The organism is Coleofasciculus sp. G2-EDA-02 (genome assembly GCF_040226375.1).
Lineage (GTDB): Bacteria > Cyanobacteriota > Cyanobacteriia > Cyanobacteriales > Coleofasciculaceae > Coleofasciculus.
Genome location: NZ_JAVKEW010000049.1, coordinates 23,305 through 42,025, shown reverse-complemented (window position 1 = coordinate 42,025; position 18,721 = coordinate 23,305). Strand labels below are relative to the sequence as shown.

The window sequence follows — 18,721 nt, the reverse complement described above, 5'->3', positions numbered from 1 at the left end:
GATAACTCTGAGATAACCATGCAAAAAGATAAGATTCAAGAGTTTTACGAAAAAGTTTACACCGACTACTCATCTGATATATCTGGTGAATTTGAGAGCTATGAAAGAAATAAACTATTGAAGCAAATTTATCAACAATGTTATGGTAAACGCTTATTAGATATAGGTGCTGGTCGCGGTACAGTCAGCAATTTTTTCATGGAAAATGGCTACGAAGTCTATGCCTTGGAATGGAATGAGGCTGGCGTAGACAAACTCATCAAACTTGGTGTCAGCGCCATCCAGAAAGACATTGAAGATATCCCCTATAATTACGAAGATAATTTTTTTGATGAAGTATTTTGGGGAGATAATATCGAACATCTATTTTTCCCCGAAAAGGTTGCCAGGGAAATTCATAGAATACTAAAACCGGGCGGACGACTTGTTCTGAGTACTCCTAATCATGGTTGGATTGTCAACCGCCTCTACTATTTACTCATGGGTGTACCCAGAAGAACAGAGGGACATAAAATTCCCATTTGGGAATGGCAGCACATTCGATATTTCAACAAAGCTGAAATTAGACGCTTTTTAGACCATTGCGGATTCCATAAAAATTTTGCTTTTCATGGAGCAGAGCGCCGACAACCATTTGCGGCTTTGAGTCGGTATTTTCCCTCACTTTTAGGCTCCGTCATGGTGGTTGAAGTTCGTAAATAAACAGATATGCTAGAAAAAATTACTCCTCTTATCCTTACCTTTAATGAAGCCCCTAATATCAATCGCACTCTGGCAAAACTCACTTGGGCAAAGCAAATCGTCGTTATCGACAGCTACAGTACCGATGAAACCCTGGACATTGTAAAATCCTATCCGCAAACCCAAGTCTTTCAGCGGCAGTTTGACACCCATCACAACCAGTGGAACTACGGCTTGGCACAAGTGAAAACGGAATGGATACTCTCCCTCGATGCCGATTATGTCCTCACCGACGAACTGATTGCTGAACTTGCGTCTCTTGCCAACAATTCTCCCATAGATGGCTACTTCGTCCGGTTCAAATATTGCGTATTTGGCAAGCCACTGCGCGGAACATTGCTTCCGCCTCGACAAGTTCTATTCCGACGCGAAAAATCTATCTATCTTGATGACGGACATACCCAGCTACTTCACGTCAGAGGCAACTCAGGTACACTCAACTCCTATATTTACCACGACGATCGCAAACCTCTAAGCCGCTGGTTGTGGGCGCAAGATCGCTACATGGTCATTGAAAACCAGAAAATCCTGGAAACCCCTCCTAACGAACTCAGCTTCGGCGATCGCATCCGGCGGCAAAAAATCCTCGCCCCCTTCGTCATCCTATTCTATTGCCTGATCCTCAACAAAGGCATTCTAGATGGCTGGCATGGCTGGTATTATGCTTTCCAGCGAACCCTGGCAGAAATCCTGCTCTCTATTCGTCTCATTGAAAAAAATTTCAATAACGCAGCCACAAGGAATAAACTCTAGTAACCGCCTCTTTACCATGGCGAGGAGGAAGTCGCTGCTACACAAACAAAGTCCGCGTAGGCGGACTAGATTATCAAGGGGGGGAGTCAACCTAGATTTAGTATCAATTATTCCGACAGCCTACACCCCGGACAGACTATTGTTCCTGCAATGTATTGGTTTCACGCCCTTTTCTCCCATTCCTTCCATTGAGGCTTGGTGCAAAATCTGATACGATAGACTGGTGCAATAACTTGTAATACTCTCGTGCAATCCGATCCGGGGTAAAATTAGATTGTAAATATCGGCGACCGGCTTCACCCATACGCTTGACTAACAATTCATCTGTGGACAAGCGGCGAATAAAGTCTGCCAAACCCATCGCATCACCATTACTGAAAGCCGCACCACATTCAGCCTCCGCAATCAGCGCCTGTAAATAAGACTGGGACTCACAAATCGCGGCGATTGGACGCCCTGCGGCTAAGGCGGCGTAAAGTTTGCTAGGGGCGACGACACCTTCCATCCCTGGACTAATACTGACCAAGGATAAATCGCCTGCAGTGAGAGAATAGGGTAGATTTTGTTTATCCTGATAGGGTAAAAAGCGGCAATTCGTTAAACCAAGCTGACGAGTTCGGGCTTCAAAGGCTTCCCGTTTAGCGCCATTGCCAATGAAAACAAACAGAATTGAGTCATGTTGTAACAGTTGAGCCGCTTCTAAAATAGTCTCCACATCATGACAGCGACCCATGTTCCCAGAATACAGCACCGTAAACCGATCGACCAGATTGAACGTCTGAGCAAACCAGTTATCCTGTTTGGCAATCGGTACAATCCAATTGGCATCTGCCCAATTATGAATAACGGTAATTTTCTCTTTCAATTGGGGACATTTGTCGGCGACGCGATTTTTCATCGAAGGACTCAACACTACAATTTGTTGCGCCTGTTTCCATATATGGCAGTTCACCCTATTCCAGAGTTTAACTAACCAGTGGCGACGGGAAAAAACGTTGAGTTCTACGGCAACATCCGGATATAAATCGTAGATCAAACAAACATAGGGAATTCCAAATATCTTGTTGGCAAAATACCCCAGAATCGGTAAAAATGGAGGAGCTGTGGTTAACAAGAGTACATCCCCGCGACTACTGGTTTTGAGTAAATGAAGTCCCGCCCGCAGACAAAAGATGAGTCCATTCAGCGCTTTGCCGCGAATACGCTTCGACCAAATCCGAGTCGCCCGCGATCGCTGAATCACAAGCTGCTGGAAATACTCCCGTGCTGGTGCTGAGTGGCTGTGAAAGGCATAACCGGGCTGTCCAGTAAATACTCGCACAAACAAACCTTGTTTTCCCAACTCAACGGCAAGTTCTTCGATAAGCTGTCCGGTTGCTGCATAATCAGGGGGGTAAAATTGAGTCAAAATCGATAACCGGAGAGGTTTACTATGCCGAAGGGGAGTCTCGCTATTGCTCATGTTACTGTGTTACTGAATGGGGTGCTTAGACAGATGTTAATTTTCACTAACCTTTACACATTCACTTGCTTCTATCCGGATGTTAACTCAACTCAATATTACAAATTATCCAAAGTCTTATTTACCCCAAAATCAACACATATATATATGTATATATATATTAGGTGTTAAAATTATAAAACAAAAATGAATAATTTCGCCTGAATTTAGATTGCGTTCAGAATTAATAGCTTATCATTGATCTAATTTAGGTGATCGCGCTCCGTTCCGCATCACCACATCTTGATGAAAATTTCCAGTATTCTGGGATAGATTTGAGCGATTTGTCGGCATCGAACTCCCCCTCTACCGCAGCGGTTGATGAGATGAGCCAGCCAAACGCGCCTACACCCTGACCTTTGTAAGGATGATCCTGATTCAGCGCACTAGCGCTGTATTTGTAGGTAGTCATCATGACCAGCGTACACCAGAACCCTGAAAAAAGTTGTTCTACTCCTGTCGCCAGGAGTTTAATTAGCTTTTCAATCAGGTTCAACAGTCGTGCATCCCCACCTCCTCTGGGACAAGGGATCTAATCGCTAACTCAAGTAAGTCAGTGTTAGAAACACCAACGTTTAACTGAATTATGGGTTCAAATGGAGAGTATCAGTCGTTATTATCCCATCATAATGGACACCTACCGCCAGAATTGTCCAGCCTCTCCCTGTATGAGTTAGCCGACACCGAGGACGACAAGCTGGATTTGCGTCAGATTCTGGCGGTAGCGCGGCGACGAGCATTTGTTATCGCTGGCGTGGCGATCGCGGTGACATCGGGAATTGTCACCAAAGTCTTGCAGCAGACGCCCAACTACGAAGGCAAGTTTCAGTTATTAGTTGGGTCAGTTTCCGGTGAAAATCAGTTAGAACAGATTAATGAATCCCTGAATCAATCGGCTGGGGTTCAAACTAACAATGTAGACTACGAAACACAGATTCAGGTGCTGTGGAGTCCTCAAGTGATGGCTCCGATTGTCGAACAAATTCAGTCTCGCTATCCCGATATTGAATATAATACGCTTCGCCAAAAATTGGCAATTAATCAGTTACAAGAAACTAAAATTTTAGAGGTACGCTATCAAGATTCTGACCCGGAAAAAATTCAGTTTATTTTAGAGCAAATTGCTCAAGGGTATGTGAACTACTCGCTCTCTGAACAGCAGACGAGTACGCGACAGGGGATTGAGTTTGTCGAAGAACAACTGCCGAAACTTCAGGATCGGGTGGATACGCTTCAGCAAAAGCTACAACGATTTCGCCAAAATTATACTTTAGTTGAGCCTGATAGTCAGGGTCAACTATTGACCAGTCGAGTTAGCGCGATTGTCCAAGAACGTCAAAACACCCAAACTAAATTGGATGAAGCCCGCACCTTGGCGCTGCAACTTCAAAGTCAGTTAGGAGAATTAGGACTATCCCCAGAACAAGCAATCGCGGCTTCTGCCCTCTCAGAAGCCCCCCGTTATCAGCAGTTGCTGAATCAGTTGACGGAAATTGAAAGTCAAATTGCGAGCGAGTCGGCGCGGTTTACCGAAGAGAGTCCAACCATTCAAACGCTGCGGTCCAAGCAACAAAATTTACTTCCCCTGCTGAGTCAGGAAGCGAGAACCGTCTTGGGGACAAACACCGCCGCCGTACCAGAAAATCCGGCATCTCTGGCATCACCAAGTTCCCTGCGTTCGACACTGACTCAGCAACTTGTAGAGACGACAAACCAAATTAATATGTTAGAAGTGCGCTCAGGTGCGATCGCGAAAGCTGAACAGTTGATGAGTCAGCAGCTCAAGCAGTTGGCAGTCATTGCCCGCCAGTATACGGATTTACAACGGGAGTTGAAAGTCGCAACTGAGAGTTTAAACCGCTTTTTGGCAGTGCGAGAGACGCTACAAATTGAAGCGGCGCAAAAGACATTACCTTGGCAACTTATTGCCGAACCTCAACAGCCGCAAGTGCCAATTTCACCCAACATCCCGCACGGTATAGCGTTAGGGGCAGTGGCTGGATTGTTAGCAGGTGCTGGGGCGGGGTTTTTAGCCGAAAAGTTGGATAAGGTGTTTCACTCAGCTGAGGAGTTAAAGGAAAAGACAGGGTTAGCGGTTTTGGGCACAATTCCTTTTCATAAGCCTCTGAAGAAACAGAGTAAACCCACTAAAACAGCTAGGCAACCGGAAGCTTCGTTGTTGCCATCTCCTCTGAATAAATCCGCTTATCGCTATCACGCTTCTCCATTTTTAGAGGCATTTCGTTCGCTTCAAGCTAATCTTCAGTTTATTAGTCCCGATGTGCCGATTCGTTCGGTGGTGATTAGTTCGGCGGTTCCGGCTGATGGCAAATCCACAACAGCGACATTTATGGCACAAGCCGCCGCTGCGATGGGACAACGGGTATTATTGGTGGATGCGGATTTGCGGCGTCCCCAGGTGCATGTGATGACGGATTTACCCAATGTGTGGGGATTAAGTCATGTTATTTCCAGTGATATTAATGTAAAAGATGTGATTCAGCCATCGCCGTTGGAAGAGAATCTGTTTGTGTTAACTGCTGGACAAATTCCACCTGATCCAACTCGACTCCTCTGTTCTCAAAAGATGCAGCATTTAGTTGAGTCGTTTCAAGAAATGTTTGATTTAGTTATTTTTGATACACCACCGATGTTAGGTTTAGCTGATGGGCGCTTATTGGCGGCACATACCGATGGAATTGTTATGGTGGTGGGATTGGGGAGAACAGATCGGACGGTATTGATGCAGGTATTATCTGGATTGAAAACCTCTCATGCCCGACTATTGGGAATGGTGGCGAATAGAGTGAAGAGTTATACTACAAGTTCTTATGATTATTATCATCGCTATTACCGTGAAGTTCCCCAGGAAACGACGGTGTAGAAAGGGAGTAGGGGACGTTTTGACCCTTCACCACCTTCGAGGGAACTAAACCCTTTTATACCCTTGCACCGCTATCAGGGTAAATGTACTATGGCTCCCCCTGCTCGCCATAGTGCCATGGCACGTCTGGAACATTGCTCCCCCTGCTTCCCCAGTCACCAATCCAGACGCGATCAGTTATCGTTCGGCTAAAATCTTTAACCCTTCTGGATTTAATAAGCGAATCCTAGAGCCATTTATCGAAATTAATTCTTCCTGGCTCAACTTGGCAAACACCCGTGATAAGGTTTCAGGAATTGTGCCTAATAAGGATGCTAGTTGAGTCTTGGTAATATCTAATTCGACTTGCTCTAAATGCTCAGAACGTTCGCTTAAATAGAGCAAAGAAGCCGCCAATCGCCCCGGAACTTCCTTTAACGATAAATCTTCAATTAATCGGGCAAAGCGTCGCAAATGTCGCGCAAAAATGGCTAACATATTAATCGCTATCTTTGGCTGTTGAGCCAGCAAGGCTAAAAAAGTGGTGCGCTCAAAAAATAATAATTCTGTTTTCTCTAAAGCCGTAGCCGATGCAGGAAAGCATTCACCATCAAAGGCGGGTACTTCGGCAAAATGTTCTCCCGCCCCAAAAAATTCTAATATCTGTTCTTTCCCTTCTGCCGATAGCTTAAATACTTTCACTCTACCGGATTTCACCACAAAGAATCCGCTACCCTCCTCCCCTTCGACAAAAATAACCTCACCTTTATGATAGGATTTAGCGATCGCAATGGTCGCGATCGCGTCTAACTGCTCATCCGGCAAACCTCGCCAGAGTTGAGTATTGGCGAGAAAGTCCCGCTGTTGAGAGGGTTGACTCACAGTTCAAAAGCCGTTAAATGAGTTAAAAGGGGTTACTGATAACAGTAGCCGAGATTTGCCGAATTCACATAGCCATCGATGGGTCTTTCAATGGGCACCCAGCCATCGTACCCTTCGTTGGCAATATAAACCGTCTGATTTTCATCCAATGTACCAATCACTTCGCCATTCGGCTGCGATCGCACCGATAGATTTGGCGAAACCACCTGACGGCAGTTGCTACCGGGTACAGTGGAAATCTGCCCACTTCCTGAGGTAGTCGGCGTGGTTTGGGTAACAGGTTGGGATGGGGGTACTGCACCCGTACAATAGGTTAAATATCTCGCCGCAATATAACCATCCTCAGGGGCGTCAATCTGCACCCATCCATTTTCAGGTTCACCGATAATATTAACGGTTTGTTCATCTTCCAAAGTCCCAATAACCTGCCCATCCGGCTGTCGTCGTATATTCAGCCTTGTATTAACATCAACCTCTCGGCAATCAGTCATTTGGGCAACCTGATAGTCATCAGAACGCTGTACAGATGGTGGTTGATTCGCACTGGCAACCTTGGGAAAAATGGTCAGTGCCAGTGAATAGATTGTCGTAAATCCTAGGAGTTGCCAAGTTTTTTTCGGATATTTCATTAGATCTACTTTATCCTTTAATACTTCTATACACCCCCTAATTTTCTATAAACTGAAAGTAACCTCATCTATCTCAAGTTGAATATAAAGATGAATAATCCGGTTGATCTTGGCGAGTTCAAACAACAAGTCGCCGAACTCTCCATTTTGTCGTCCGTTTTTGTATTTGATCCTGTAGGGGCGCAAGGCTTGCGCCCATAAATTCCGCAAAGCTTGCGCCCATAAATTCCGCAAGGCTTGCGCCCATAAATTCCGCAAAGCTTGCACCCGGTTATGATGCAGTCGCAGAAATTTGCTCAATAATATCAGCCAAGCGATCGCGTACCTGAAGCATCGCATCAGCAATTTCTTCATCCAGGATGCTAGGATTGTCCCGGAGTGTGAGAATCTGTTGTTTAAGCTGTTGCAGTTGTTCTAACTGCCCTTGCTCCACATCCTCACTGTTAATCGCGGCTTCGAGTTGAGAGAATTGCTCCTCATTTTGCATCAACGACTCAATCTGTTCCCGTTGGGCAAGCAGTTGCGCGATCGTACTATAGTACGCTTGAATCACCCGCATCCGGGCATAAGACTGATTGGCTTGTTCTTGTTGTCCTAAAGTCGATAATACGCGAGAACGCCCATACCAAGGAATCACGTCATCCGGATGTAGTTCAATGGCTTGATCACAAGCATTGAGAGATGTCTCACCTTGGAGTTCCAGACATTCCTGCACCAAAGCATTAAACTTATCAGTTCTAGGGGAAAGGGTTTCAGCCGCCGTCACTGGGGGCATATAGAGTCCCAGCACTAATACTACTGTAATAATTACCTGCCAGAGTCTTGAAAGGTTCATGGAGATTTCTTCTCTATGTATACATAACTGTTCTACCTTAACGAATGTAGAAACCTAGCCTGCTACCTCTGGAATTCCCCTGCACGCTTAAGAAAGGGCGGGTTTACATAAGTTAAGGGTTTTCTTCAGAACGTTATGGGTAAAACCCGCCCCTACAACCAATACTGCTCGGATAAGCTCTAATTTAATTTATTCTCCCCCTGCTTCCCCTGCTTCAAGAGCTCCCCCCGCTCCTCTTAACCGAACAGTATTACCCCTACAACCCTGCTTCCCTCCAGTCGTTGACAAATTGTCAAATTTTGAAATCCCGATCCCCAGTATCCTTATTTTTAGAAGGAGCAAATCAGATAACCCTGAGGACTGATGCCTTGTCAGGGAAACAACTACTACTTACGGGGCTTGCGGAATTTACCCTAATATAGTTACGGCTCTCCTGGAATGGCGAAAGTCTCATCTTAACCACTTAAAACGATTCAAACCATGATTGAAAAAATTTTGCTTGCTGTTGCCGGTCGGGGATTATGTGAAGAAATGTTTAATATGTTGACCGAAATCCCGATCATGCAACAAGCATCGGTTACGGTTCTCCATGTAGTCACACCCCAAGTTAGTGCTGAAGCCATGTCAGCCAAACTGGAAGAGGGCGGTAAGATTTTGGCAGACGCGGTTAAGTCTCTCAAAATCGATCCCAATAAAATCACGCCCCGGCTCAAACAGGGAGATCCCAAAGACGTAGTGCTACAAGTGGCGCAGGAAGAGCAATCTGACCTGATCATTATGGGTTCCAGAGGACTCAAACGGTTGGAATCTATCCTGGAAAACTCTGTCAGCCAATATGTCTTCCAATTGTCCTCCCGTCCCATGTTATTGGTGAAAGACGAGATCTACGTCAAACGGATTAACCGAGTCATGGTGGCGATGAATAAATCGGAGAGTGCTAAGCAAAGCTTAGATTTGGCGCTATCTCTGATTCGGGATGTCAAAGGCGGTCAACTGTATTTGGTTCACGTCAACCCCGACCAAAAAACGCCATCGGGTGAACCGATAACCACTCCTGAAACCGATCCCGTTTTGGCATCGGCGGCGGCGGAAGCGAAAAAGCAAGGCGTTGCCTATAAATGTATTAATAGTAAGGGTCAGGCGGGGCGAGAGATTTGCCGCTTGGCAGATGAGATGAATGTGGACTTGTTAGTCCTAGGTTCTCCTGAACGCCGTCCCACCATTGCTATGTCTCTCCCTGATTTAGACCGATTGCTGGGGACTTCCCTGTCGGACTATGTACGGGTGTATGCGAATTGTCCTGTGCTATTAGCCCGCACACCGGATTGAGTAAAATGGCACGCTCCGTAAGGTTGGTGGGCAATGCCCACCCTACTCACTACTCACTGTCGGACTATGTGCGGGTGTATGGGAATTGTCCCCTGTTGTTAGCCCGCACACCAGATTGAGTGTCAGCTCCCCGACTTCTTGAAGAAGTCGGGGAGCTTATGGGCGGAAGGTAGACAGCTAAGGCTAAGGATTTTTATTACTTTCTCGGCTAGCTGTCTGGATATACAGAATCAACAAAAAAACGGTGGGAACCAGCACAAACAAAAGACTGGCAACGAACCCTAAATCATTAACTTGCATTGAACTAGTGCCTCTACAATTGGTTTTGAACCGCTCTTCTTAGAATATCATTGGCTTCTGCCAATCGTGCAGCTTGACTCCAAATACTGATCAGCTACAGTCTCCCCCTGCTCGCCATAGTGCCATGGAACGTCTGGAACATTGCTTCCCGCCGCTTCAGGGCTTAGTTTTCACGCTGACTGGTCCATTGACCAAGGCTTGGCAGGCTAATCGGTAACTCTCCGGTTTTTTCTTTAGTTTACGCTGTTCTACCTCAGTTCGAGGTGAGAGATTTTCCATCCCTTCGACAACCTCAACAATGCAGGTACCACATTGACCATAGCCTCCACAGTTCATCAACTTTCCTTTGAAGGTATACAGGTCAATCTTGTTTTGCAGGGCTTTCTCACGTAAGTTTGCCCCATCTGCTGCAATGACTTCCTGGTCTTCCTTGACAAATTTAATATTAGCCATCTAGTTCTCCGCTACATCACTCCTGATATATCCTAGAAGAATTTGCACTCAGGATATGTAATCCTCTGATTCACATTGACAACAACTGACCTTCTTCTAGGCTAACGAATTATGACCGATAGTTTGGATTGTGTAGGGGCGGGTTTTACCGATAACGCTCTGGCTCAAACCACTAACCAAACTAAACCCGCCCCGATTTCGCCGGTTTTGAGACTACAAACCCAATCTATCCTACAATTTTAGCCGTGCCACGCCACTACAATGTTGATAAGCAGTCTCTCCAATCGGCAATGTTATCAACGGCTCAATGCGGCGTTGTAAACGTTCTCGTTTGCTTTAACCGACTGCATTAAGTCCACAACTGGATTAGGATAATCTACGCCAATTCTTACCCCAAACTGTTTTTGCTCGGCTGAGGTTAATGTCCAAGGTTGGTGTACTTTAGCGGCGGGTAAGGAATCTAGTTCGGGTAGCCAATGTTTAACATAGTAACCTTGGGGGTCATAATCTTTCGACTGTTTTTGAATATTGAAATAACGAAACCCACGAGCATCATTACCCACTCCCGCTGTATAATTCCAGTTGCCCCAATTGCTACAAACATCGTAGTCAATCAGCACCGATTCAAACCATTCAGCACCGATTTGCCAGTTGATTCCTAAGTTTTTGGTGAGAAAACTGGCAACATTTTGTCGTCCCCGATTGGACATAAATCCAGTTGCGGCAAGTTCCCGCATATTGGCATCAACTAAAGGAAAGCCTGTCTTTCCTTGCTGCCAAAGAGTAAAACGCTCCCAGTCTTCTTTCCAGGGAATGGGTACACCCTGTAACCCAGATTGGCGGAAGATTCGATTCCCATGTTTAGCACAAATAAATCGGAAAAAGTCTCGCCAAATTAACTCAAATACTAACCAGTAGGTTGAATCATTTTTGACTCGTTCCTGTTCATAGTGCTGAACCTGTTCATAAATAAAACGCGGCGATAAACACCCTAATGCTAGCCAGGGAGAAAATTTAGAGGAGTAATCTGCCCCCAACATACCATTGCGGGTTTGTTTATAAACTTTGAGACAGTCTTTTTTCCAGAAATAGTCTTTTAGTCTGGCTAATCCGGCGGTTTCTCCCCCTTTGAATTGTAATACTACCCGTTCGTCAAATATAGGGGATTCTAGTCCAAAATCAGCAAGTTGGGGTAATTTTCCAACATCTACAGAGGGAAGAGACGGTAAATGTTTGGGAGTGGGAAAGGGGGGGTAAATTGTGGATTTTTTCTCCACCTGCTTGCGAAAGGTAGTGAAAAGTTCAGGAAGTTTTGAGAGACTGAAGGGTAAATCGTCGGGATGGTAGAGGGTGCTTCCCCAGAACGTTTGTACAGTTATGTCAATTTCAGATAAGGCGTTTTTGAGTGCAGATTCTACCGCTACTTCTTCGGCGGTAACTTCCTGATGAAAGTAAACCTCAGTAATACCGAGTTGTTTTGCCAAAGCGGGAATCACCGTCTCTGGTAAACCCCGACGCACTAGCAAATCACTTCCACGCGATCGCACATTCTCTCGCAAATCGGCTACACTTTCCAGTAGGAATTGGGCGCGGAATGCCCCAGTTTTGGGGAATCCAAAGGATGTCTTACCAAAGACGCGATCGTCAAAGCAGTAGAGGGGAACGATTTGCGCCTTTGTCTGCAGCGCCTGGTGTAGGGGTTCGTGATCATGTAGGCGCAAGTCATTGCGATACCAGAGGAGAATTCGTTTTTCACTCACAGTTGGTTGAACCTGTTATCGGTGGATAATTTTTCACTCTATTTATTTTTTTATCGTTTTATTACGTGAGGGTCAAAACATAGGAACGTTAGGATTCAGTAATCCCCCGGTAGAATTATTGGTGTTATGTTAGTACATTTGTTCTTGTTGTTGATCATAGGGCATGGCAATGCCATGCCCCTACCATTGCAAGCGAGCGAATTGATTCAGTAGGGGCACGATATTATCGTGCCCTGATATCACTTACGCAGCTACTCACAGTTGGTTAACCCTGTTATCAGTGGATAATTTTTCACCCTATTTATTTTTTTATCGTTTTATTACGTGAGGGTAAAAACATAGGAACACTAGGGTATACTTTGGCGCATCGCATCTGGGATTAAGCCCATGACATCTACCCCCTGGCGCTTGAGTTGGCTGTCTTTACTTATATCCATCACTCAAGCCAGTCTTTGTCTCATCACCGCCCTGATTCTTAGTTCTCCCACCGTTGCAGAACCCATCATCCCGGCTAATGATGGTACGGGAACCAGTATTGACGAGGAGGGAAACCAGTTTAATATCCAAGGGGGAAGTCTATCTGGAGATGGCGCGAATCTCTTTCATAGTTTTGAGGAATTTGGACTCTCAGCAAACGAAATTGCTAATTTTATCTCTAATCCCCAGATTCAGAATATTTTAGGGCGTGTGGTTGGGGGTGAAGTTTCGATTATTCAGGGGTTAATTCAAGTCACGGGTGGGGACTCCAATTTATATTTAATGAATCCAGCCGGGTTTGTGTTTGGGGCAAATGCTAGTTTAAATGTTCCCGGTGACTTTACCGCGACGACGGCTACTGGGATTGGATTTGGTGATAACGGTTGGTTTAATGCCTTGGGTGAGAATAACTATACAGATTTAATCGGGACTCCCAGTGAGTTTGTTTTTGATTCAGAACAATCGGGGAGTATTGTTAATGAAGGGAATTTAGCCGTTAATCAGGGTCAGGCTTTAACCTTACTGGGAGGAAGGGTCACCAATCAGGGAGAACTCACTGCACCTGGAGGAACGATTACGATTGCTGCTGTACCGGGTGAGAATCGAGTCCGGCTGAGTAAAAAAGGACATCTATTAAGTTTGGAGTTTGTCCCACCAGAGGATAATGATACGCCAATTCAGCTCAATGATTTACCGCAGTTGTTAACCGGAACTGAGGGACAAGTTAGCAATCAGGGGCGGGTTTCTGTGGATAATCCCGAAGCGGGACAGGTGAATCTGGTGGGAACTGTTCTGTATAACCAGGGGGAGGTTACGGCGGATGGGGAGAATGGGGGAAATATCCAGATTGAGACGAAGAATTTGTTAGATAGTGGGATTCTCAGTGTCAATGGTGGTGATGGTCAGGGTGGGGAAATTCAGATTGATTATACAGGTACGGTGATTCAAACGGCTAGTGCGGTTACTTCGGCGAGGGGTACTGAACAGGGGGGAAATATTCGGGTTTATGGGGGAGAAGAGACGGTATTAACTACCTCTGGCAAGTTGGATGTAACTGGAGATGTGGGCGGTTCTGTGCATTTATTTGCTCAGGATGTGCGGTTATTGGCGGCTGATGTGGATGGGAGTGGGAATCATGGCGGTGGAGAGATTTTAGTTGGGGGGGATTTTCAGGGAACTCCTTTGAATCAAGGGGGAATCCCCCCCAACCCCCCTTTGAAAGGGGGGAGTCCGATTTTCCCCCCTTACGAAGGGGGGCAAGGGGGGATAGTCAATGCCCAAAATACCTTGGTTAATCATGCCACGAGTCTCAGGGCAAATGCGGTAATTGAGGGCAATGCGGGTAAAGTCATTGTTTGGTCAGACCAACTCACCCAATTTGCAGGCACGATTCAAGCGCGGGGGGGTGCAGTTTATGGGGATGGCGGGTTAGTGGAAGTGTCGGGGAAAGACACCTTGGCAATGTCTGGTGTGGTGGATGCGAGGGCGGTGAATGGGGCAGCAGGAACGCTGTTACTCGACCCGAAAAATATCATTATTGATGATAGTCAAGGGGGATTGCCGCAGTTTGACCTGATTGACCCAAATGAAGGGGGTGGTACAGGGTTTGGTGAGGATATTGTACCCTTGAGTACCGGGAATGTGGTGGTGACTAAGCCTGGGGATAACTTTGGGGCTGAGAATGCTGGGGCGGTTTATCTGTATAACGGCGAGACAGGGGCGCTGATTAGTACGTTAACAGGTTCTCAAGTTGATGACGAAGTGGGTAATTTTGGTGTAGTAGCCCTAACCAACGGCAATTATGTTGTTGGCAGCTTCCTTTGGAACAACGGGGGGATATCTGGCGCTGGAGCGGTAACTTGGGGCAATGGCAGCACAGGTATCACCGGGATAGTGACACCCATCAATAGTTTGGTTGGTACTCAAGACTTTGACGTAGTGGGCAACGGGGGTGTAGTAGCCCTAACCAACGGCAATTACGTGGTACGCAGCCTCAATTGGAACAACCCGGACACGGGTGCAAGTCGGGCTGGAGCAGTCACTTGGGGTGATGGTAGCGTCGGTATTACTGGGGAAGTGACAACCAGCAATAGTTTGGTTGGTACTCAAGCTAATGACGAAGTGGGCAATGGGCGTGTAGCGATCCTAACCAACGGCAATTATGTGGTACACAGCAATCTATGGAACAACCCGGACACGGGTGCAAGTCAGGCTGGGGCGGTAACTTGGGGTGATGGTAGTGTGGGTATTACTGGGGCAGTGACACCCACCAACAGTTTAGTCGGTACTCAAAATGATGACCGAGTGGGTTTTGATGGTGTAGTGGCCCTAACCAACGGCAATTATGTGGTTAGCAGCTCCAGTTTGGACAACCCGGACACGGGTGCAAGTCAGGCTGGAGCAGTCACTTGGGGTGATGGTAGTGTGGGTATTACTGGGGCAGTGACACCCACCAACAGTTTGGTTGGAACTCAAAATGATGACCGAGTGGGTTTTAATGGTGTAGTAGCCCTAACCAACGGCAATTATGTGGTAAGCAGCAGCTTTTGGGACAACCCGGACACGGGTGCAAGTCAGGCTGGGGCGGTAACTTGGGGTGATGGCAGTGTGGGTATTACTGGGGAAGTGACAACCAGCAATAGTTTGGTTGGTACTCAAGCTGATGACTCAGTGGGCAATAGGGGTGTAGTAGCCCTAACCAACGGCAATTATGTGGTACGCAGCTCCAATTGGGACAACCCAGACACGGGGGCAACTGATGCTGGGGCGGTAACTTGGGGTGATGGTAGCGTGGGTATTACTGGGGAAGTGACACCCACCAATAGTTTGGTTGGTACTCAAACTGATGACCAAGTGGGCATTGGGAATGTAGTCGTCCTAACCAACGGCAATTATGTGGTAAGCAGCAGCTTTTGGAACAACCCGGACACGGGTGCAAGTCAGGCTGGGGCAGTCACTTGGGGTGATGATAGCGTCGGTATTACTGGGGCAGTGACACCCAATAATAGTTTGGTTGGTACTCAAGCTGATGACCAAGTGGGCAATGGGGGTGTAGTTGCGCTGACTAATGGCAATTATGTAGTGAGTAGCGAAAACTGGAATAACGGGGGGTTGACAAGTGCGGGGGCAGTCACTTGGGGTGATGGAACCACAGGTATCACAGGTACAGTAACACCGGACAATAGTTTGGTTGGGACTCAAATTGCAGACGAAGTGGGCGTTGGTGGCGTAGTAGCACTGACAAACGGTAATTACTTGGTGAAAAGCGAAAACTGGAATAACGAGGTAGTAAGAAGTGCAGGGGCAGTCACTTGGGGTGATGGCAGCACCGGGGAAACAATCGATGGCAGTAATACTATCACTCCCCAGAATAGCCTTATCGGTCGCACAGCCAATGCTGATTTAGATGAAGTGGTTGAAGACTCAGTGAATGGCACAGTTTTAGTTAGTTTTGTAGGAGAAGGTAGTGGTCGGGTAACGGTTGTACCGATAAATCCAACTCTGTTAAATCCAGTCCAGTTCCAGTTTGATAGTTACCCCAGTGTTACTGTGACATTGACCCCTAACACATTACAGCAAACCCTAAACGCTGGTACAGATGTAGTTCTACAAGCGAATAATGATATTATAATTAACAGTCCAATTGTAACCAATAATTCCAGTGGTAATGGAGGCGGACTAAACTATCAAGCAGGTCGCAGTATTTTCGTCAATGCTGATATTACTACCGATAACGGGAATTTAACCCTGATAGCAAATGAAACGGCAGCAAATGGCGTAGTGAATGCCCTCCGCGACCCAGGTATAGCTGAGATTGTCATAGCCTCTGATGTTACTCTCAATTCTGGCACAGGTGATACGACTCTTCTGCTAAATACTGGGACAGGTTTAACCAATAACGCCAGTGGTGATATTACAGTAGAGGGAAATCCAATTGGGGGAAATATCCGCGTAGAAAATAATGGTATTAGTGGGGGCAGAATTACTTTAAACCGCTCAATTGCCGCTAACGGTACAGTCAATCTACTCAGTAGCGGTGACATCACCACCAGTGATATTACCACGAATAGCGATATCAATCTCACCAGTACGACAGGAGCAATTAACACGGGGAACCTGAACACACAGGGAGTTGATGGTGGGAATATCCGTATTCAAGCCAATACCGAAATTAGTACCGGACAAATTAATACCAGTGGTAGTCTCGGCAATGGTGGTAATCTCTTGCTTGACTCTATCGGGGATATTCAAGTCACCTCCATTAATGCTCAAGGAGGTAGTAATGGGATAGGCGGTCATGTTGATATTACCGCTGGTCAATTTTTCCGCGCCACAGGAACATTTACAGATCAAAATGGTGTAGAGGCAAGTATCTCCACCGCAGGCGGGAATGGTAGCGGTGATATTATTATCCGACATGGTGGTAATGGAGAAATACCGTTTATCATCGGTGATGCTAGCAGTAATGGAATAGCCGAGACCATTAGCAGCGGAAATTTTAGAATTACTCCTTCCCAATCCTTTCTCTTCACCCACACTGAGGGAAATATTCAGATTATTAGTGTTGACTCACCTATCAATCCACCTGAACCGCCAACTAATCCACCTGAACCGCCAACTAATCCATTTGAACCACCAATTAATCCATCTGAACCATTAACTCCTGAAACTACCCCTTTGATAAATTCTGTTGATTTCCTCAAACCATCAGAAACACCTACTTTAAATCCAGAACAAGAACCCCCCGCGCTAGAAATTGATACCGATGTAGCACAATTAGAGGAATTTTTTACCCATGAATACCAAGAGTATCTGGGATTAAGTGATATTCCTATTATCACCTTTTCCCAAGCAAAAGCTTCCTTGGGGACAATTGAACAAACGACAGGAATTAAACCTGCCATCATCTATGTCGTTTTTGTCCCCAATACGATACCTTCCTCAACTCCAGACAATCAAACCAAATCTGAACCCAAACCATCAGACAACCAGTGGCAATTTAATCGTTTTGGTTTATCCTCAGCCCAAGAACCCACCTCATCTCCCAATCAACCCGCTCAAGACAATGATCAATTAGAATTAATATTAGTCACCGCCGAAGGTCAACCGATTCGCAAACGAGTCGAAGGCGTCACACGCGCCAAGGTTCTCAATGTCACCCAACAATTCCGCCGCGCTATCACAGATATCCGAATTCCTCGTCCTCATCTTCCCGCTGCACAACAACTCTATCAATGGTTAATTGCGCCACTGGAAAACGAATTACAAGCTCAAGAGATTGATAATCTGGCATTTGTCACCGATACTGGATTACGTTCCTTACCGCTAGCTGCCTTACATGATGAAAATGGCTATATTATCGAACGCTATAGTATTGGTTTAATGCCCAGCTTATCTCTCACCGACACCCGCTACGTTGATATCAGAAACCTGCAAGTTTTAGCCATGGGAGCCTCTGAATTTACTGACCAAAACCCCTTACCTGCTGTGCCTGTAGAATTACCCACGATTACCGAAAACATCTGGGAAGGCAAATATTTTCTCAACGACGATTTTACCCTAGAGAATCTGAAAGACGCTCGTGCTGAACAACCGTTTGGTATTGTTCATTTAGCCACTCACGGTGAATTTAAACCCGGAAAACCCAGTAATTCCTATATCCAATTTGGTGATAGTAAACTGCAACTCGACCAATTACGCGAGTTAGGATTCCATAATCCTCCCGTAGAATTATTAGTGTTAAGTGCTTGTCGCACCGCATTAGGGGATGCAGAAGCAGAGTTAGGATTTACCGGATTAGCGGTACAAGCTGGCGTAAAATCCGCCCTAGGAAGTCTCTGGTATGTGAGTGATGAAGGCACTCTGGGATTAATGACTGAATTGTATCAACAATTGAAAAAAGCACCAATCAAAGCGGAAGCCTTACGCCAAGCACAGTTAGCTTTAATTCGAGGGGAAGTCAAGATTGAAAATGGAGAATTAGTCACACCCAATTTGAGGATTACTTTACCCGAAGCGTTAGCCGGAATTGAGGATAAGGAACTCAGTAATCCTTATTTTTGGAGTGCATTTACATTGGTCGGAAGTCCTTGGTGATATAGCAGAAGGCAGTGGTTCGACCTAAAATTTTATAACGTGTTATGTTAGTAGATTGGTTCTTTTTATTGATAATAGGGCATGGCAATGCCATGCCCCTAC

At 46.0% G+C, this 18,721-nt stretch carries 15 protein-coding genes; 6 read left to right on the top strand and 9 right to left on the bottom strand.

Annotated features, from left to right (window positions below; genetic code table 11):
* Positions 1 to 18 precede the first annotated feature (18 nt).
* Together RLO19_RS04905 and RLO19_RS04900 are read left to right on the top strand one after the other, a co-directional pair.
* Positions 19 to 702, top strand: coding sequence for a class I SAM-dependent methyltransferase (locus RLO19_RS04905; protein ID WP_446354353.1), 684 nt, complete (start codon positions 19 to 21; stop codon positions 700 to 702).
* Between the two features lie 6 nt (positions 703 to 708).
* A complete protein-coding gene (locus tag RLO19_RS04900; protein WP_446354351.1) occupies positions 709 to 1,494 on the top strand; it encodes a glycosyltransferase family 2 protein in 786 nt (261 codons plus the stop codon).
* Positions 1,495 to 1,630: 136 nt separating this feature from the next.
* Here the strand turns inward: RLO19_RS04900 and RLO19_RS04895 are convergent, their stop codons facing one another.
* Positions 1,631 to 2,902 (bottom strand): glycosyltransferase family 4 protein, encoded by a 1,272-nt coding sequence (locus tag RLO19_RS04895; RefSeq protein WP_446354349.1) that lies wholly within the window; start codon positions 2,900 to 2,902, stop codon positions 1,631 to 1,633.
* A 301-nt stretch (positions 2,903 to 3,203) separates the two neighbouring features.
* Complete coding sequence (locus RLO19_RS04890) at positions 3,204 to 3,491, bottom strand: hypothetical protein (protein ID WP_446354347.1); 288 nt, start codon at positions 3,489 to 3,491, stop codon at positions 3,204 to 3,206.
* Positions 3,492 to 3,581: 90 nt separating this feature from the next.
* Between RLO19_RS04890 and RLO19_RS04885 the strand changes: the two genes are divergently transcribed.
* Complete coding sequence (locus RLO19_RS04885) at positions 3,582 to 5,879, top strand: GumC family protein (protein ID WP_446354345.1); 2,298 nt, start codon at positions 3,582 to 3,584, stop codon at positions 5,877 to 5,879.
* Positions 5,880 to 6,056: 177 nt separating this feature from the next.
* Here the strand turns inward: RLO19_RS04885 and RLO19_RS04880 are convergent, their stop codons facing one another.
* From RLO19_RS04880 to RLO19_RS04865, 4 genes are read right to left on the bottom strand one after another with little or no spacing between them, the layout of a single operon-like run.
* A complete protein-coding gene (locus RLO19_RS04880) occupies positions 6,057 to 6,740 on the bottom strand; it encodes a Crp/Fnr family transcriptional regulator (protein WP_446354343.1) in 684 nt (227 codons plus the stop codon).
* 32 nt (positions 6,741 to 6,772) lie between these two features.
* A complete protein-coding gene (locus RLO19_RS04875; protein WP_446354341.1) occupies positions 6,773 to 7,369 on the bottom strand; it encodes an SH3 domain-containing protein in 597 nt (198 codons plus the stop codon).
* A 45-nt stretch (positions 7,370 to 7,414) separates the two neighbouring features.
* On the bottom strand, positions 7,415 to 7,669 hold the full coding sequence (locus tag RLO19_RS04870; RefSeq protein ID WP_446354339.1) for a hypothetical protein: 255 nt from the start codon (positions 7,667 to 7,669) through the stop codon (positions 7,415 to 7,417).
* Complete coding sequence (locus RLO19_RS04865; protein WP_446354337.1) at positions 7,641 to 8,204, bottom strand: hypothetical protein; 564 nt, start codon at positions 8,202 to 8,204, stop codon at positions 7,641 to 7,643. Before RLO19_RS04865 ends, RLO19_RS04870 begins: the two co-directional genes overlap by 29 nt.
* A 480-nt stretch (positions 8,205 to 8,684) precedes the next feature.
* Between RLO19_RS04865 and RLO19_RS04860 the strand changes: the two genes are divergently transcribed.
* The gene (locus RLO19_RS04860) at positions 8,685 to 9,533 is read left to right on the top strand and encodes a universal stress protein (protein WP_446354335.1); all 849 of its coding nucleotides are present in this window, start codon (positions 8,685 to 8,687) and stop codon (positions 9,531 to 9,533) included.
* Positions 9,534 to 9,716: 183 nt separating this feature from the next.
* Here the strand turns inward: RLO19_RS04860 and psbM are convergent, their stop codons facing one another.
* Both psbM and RLO19_RS04850 read right to left on the bottom strand, forming a co-directional pair.
* Positions 9,717 to 9,833 (bottom strand): photosystem II reaction center protein PsbM, encoded by a 117-nt coding sequence (gene psbM / locus RLO19_RS04855; RefSeq protein WP_446334628.1) that lies wholly within the window; start codon positions 9,831 to 9,833, stop codon positions 9,717 to 9,719.
* A 156-nt stretch (positions 9,834 to 9,989) separates the two neighbouring features.
* The gene (locus tag RLO19_RS04850; RefSeq protein ID WP_446334627.1) at positions 9,990 to 10,286 is read right to left on the bottom strand and encodes a 2Fe-2S iron-sulfur cluster-binding protein; all 297 of its coding nucleotides are present in this window, start codon (positions 10,284 to 10,286) and stop codon (positions 9,990 to 9,992) included.
* A 111-nt stretch (positions 10,287 to 10,397) separates the two neighbouring features.
* On the opposite strand from RLO19_RS04850, the gene RLO19_RS04845 reads away from it, so the two are divergent.
* Positions 10,398 to 10,529 carry a hypothetical protein gene (locus tag RLO19_RS04845; protein ID WP_446354333.1) on the top strand — a complete coding sequence of 44 codons (132 nt, stop codon included), beginning with the start codon at positions 10,398 to 10,400 and terminating at the stop codon, positions 10,527 to 10,529.
* 53 nt (positions 10,530 to 10,582) lie between these two features.
* Here the strand turns inward: RLO19_RS04845 and RLO19_RS04840 are convergent, their stop codons facing one another.
* Positions 10,583 to 12,046: a DASH family cryptochrome gene (locus RLO19_RS04840; RefSeq protein ID WP_446354332.1), complete on the bottom strand. Its 1,464-nt coding sequence runs from the start codon at positions 12,044 to 12,046 to the stop codon at positions 10,583 to 10,585.
* Positions 12,047 to 12,433: 387 nt separating this feature from the next.
* On the opposite strand from RLO19_RS04840, the gene RLO19_RS04835 reads away from it, so the two are divergent.
* On the top strand, positions 12,434 to 18,619 hold the full coding sequence (locus tag RLO19_RS04835) for a CHAT domain-containing protein (protein ID WP_446354330.1): 6,186 nt from the start codon (positions 12,434 to 12,436) through the stop codon (positions 18,617 to 18,619).
* The last annotated feature ends 102 nt before the right edge of the window (positions 18,620 to 18,721 follow it).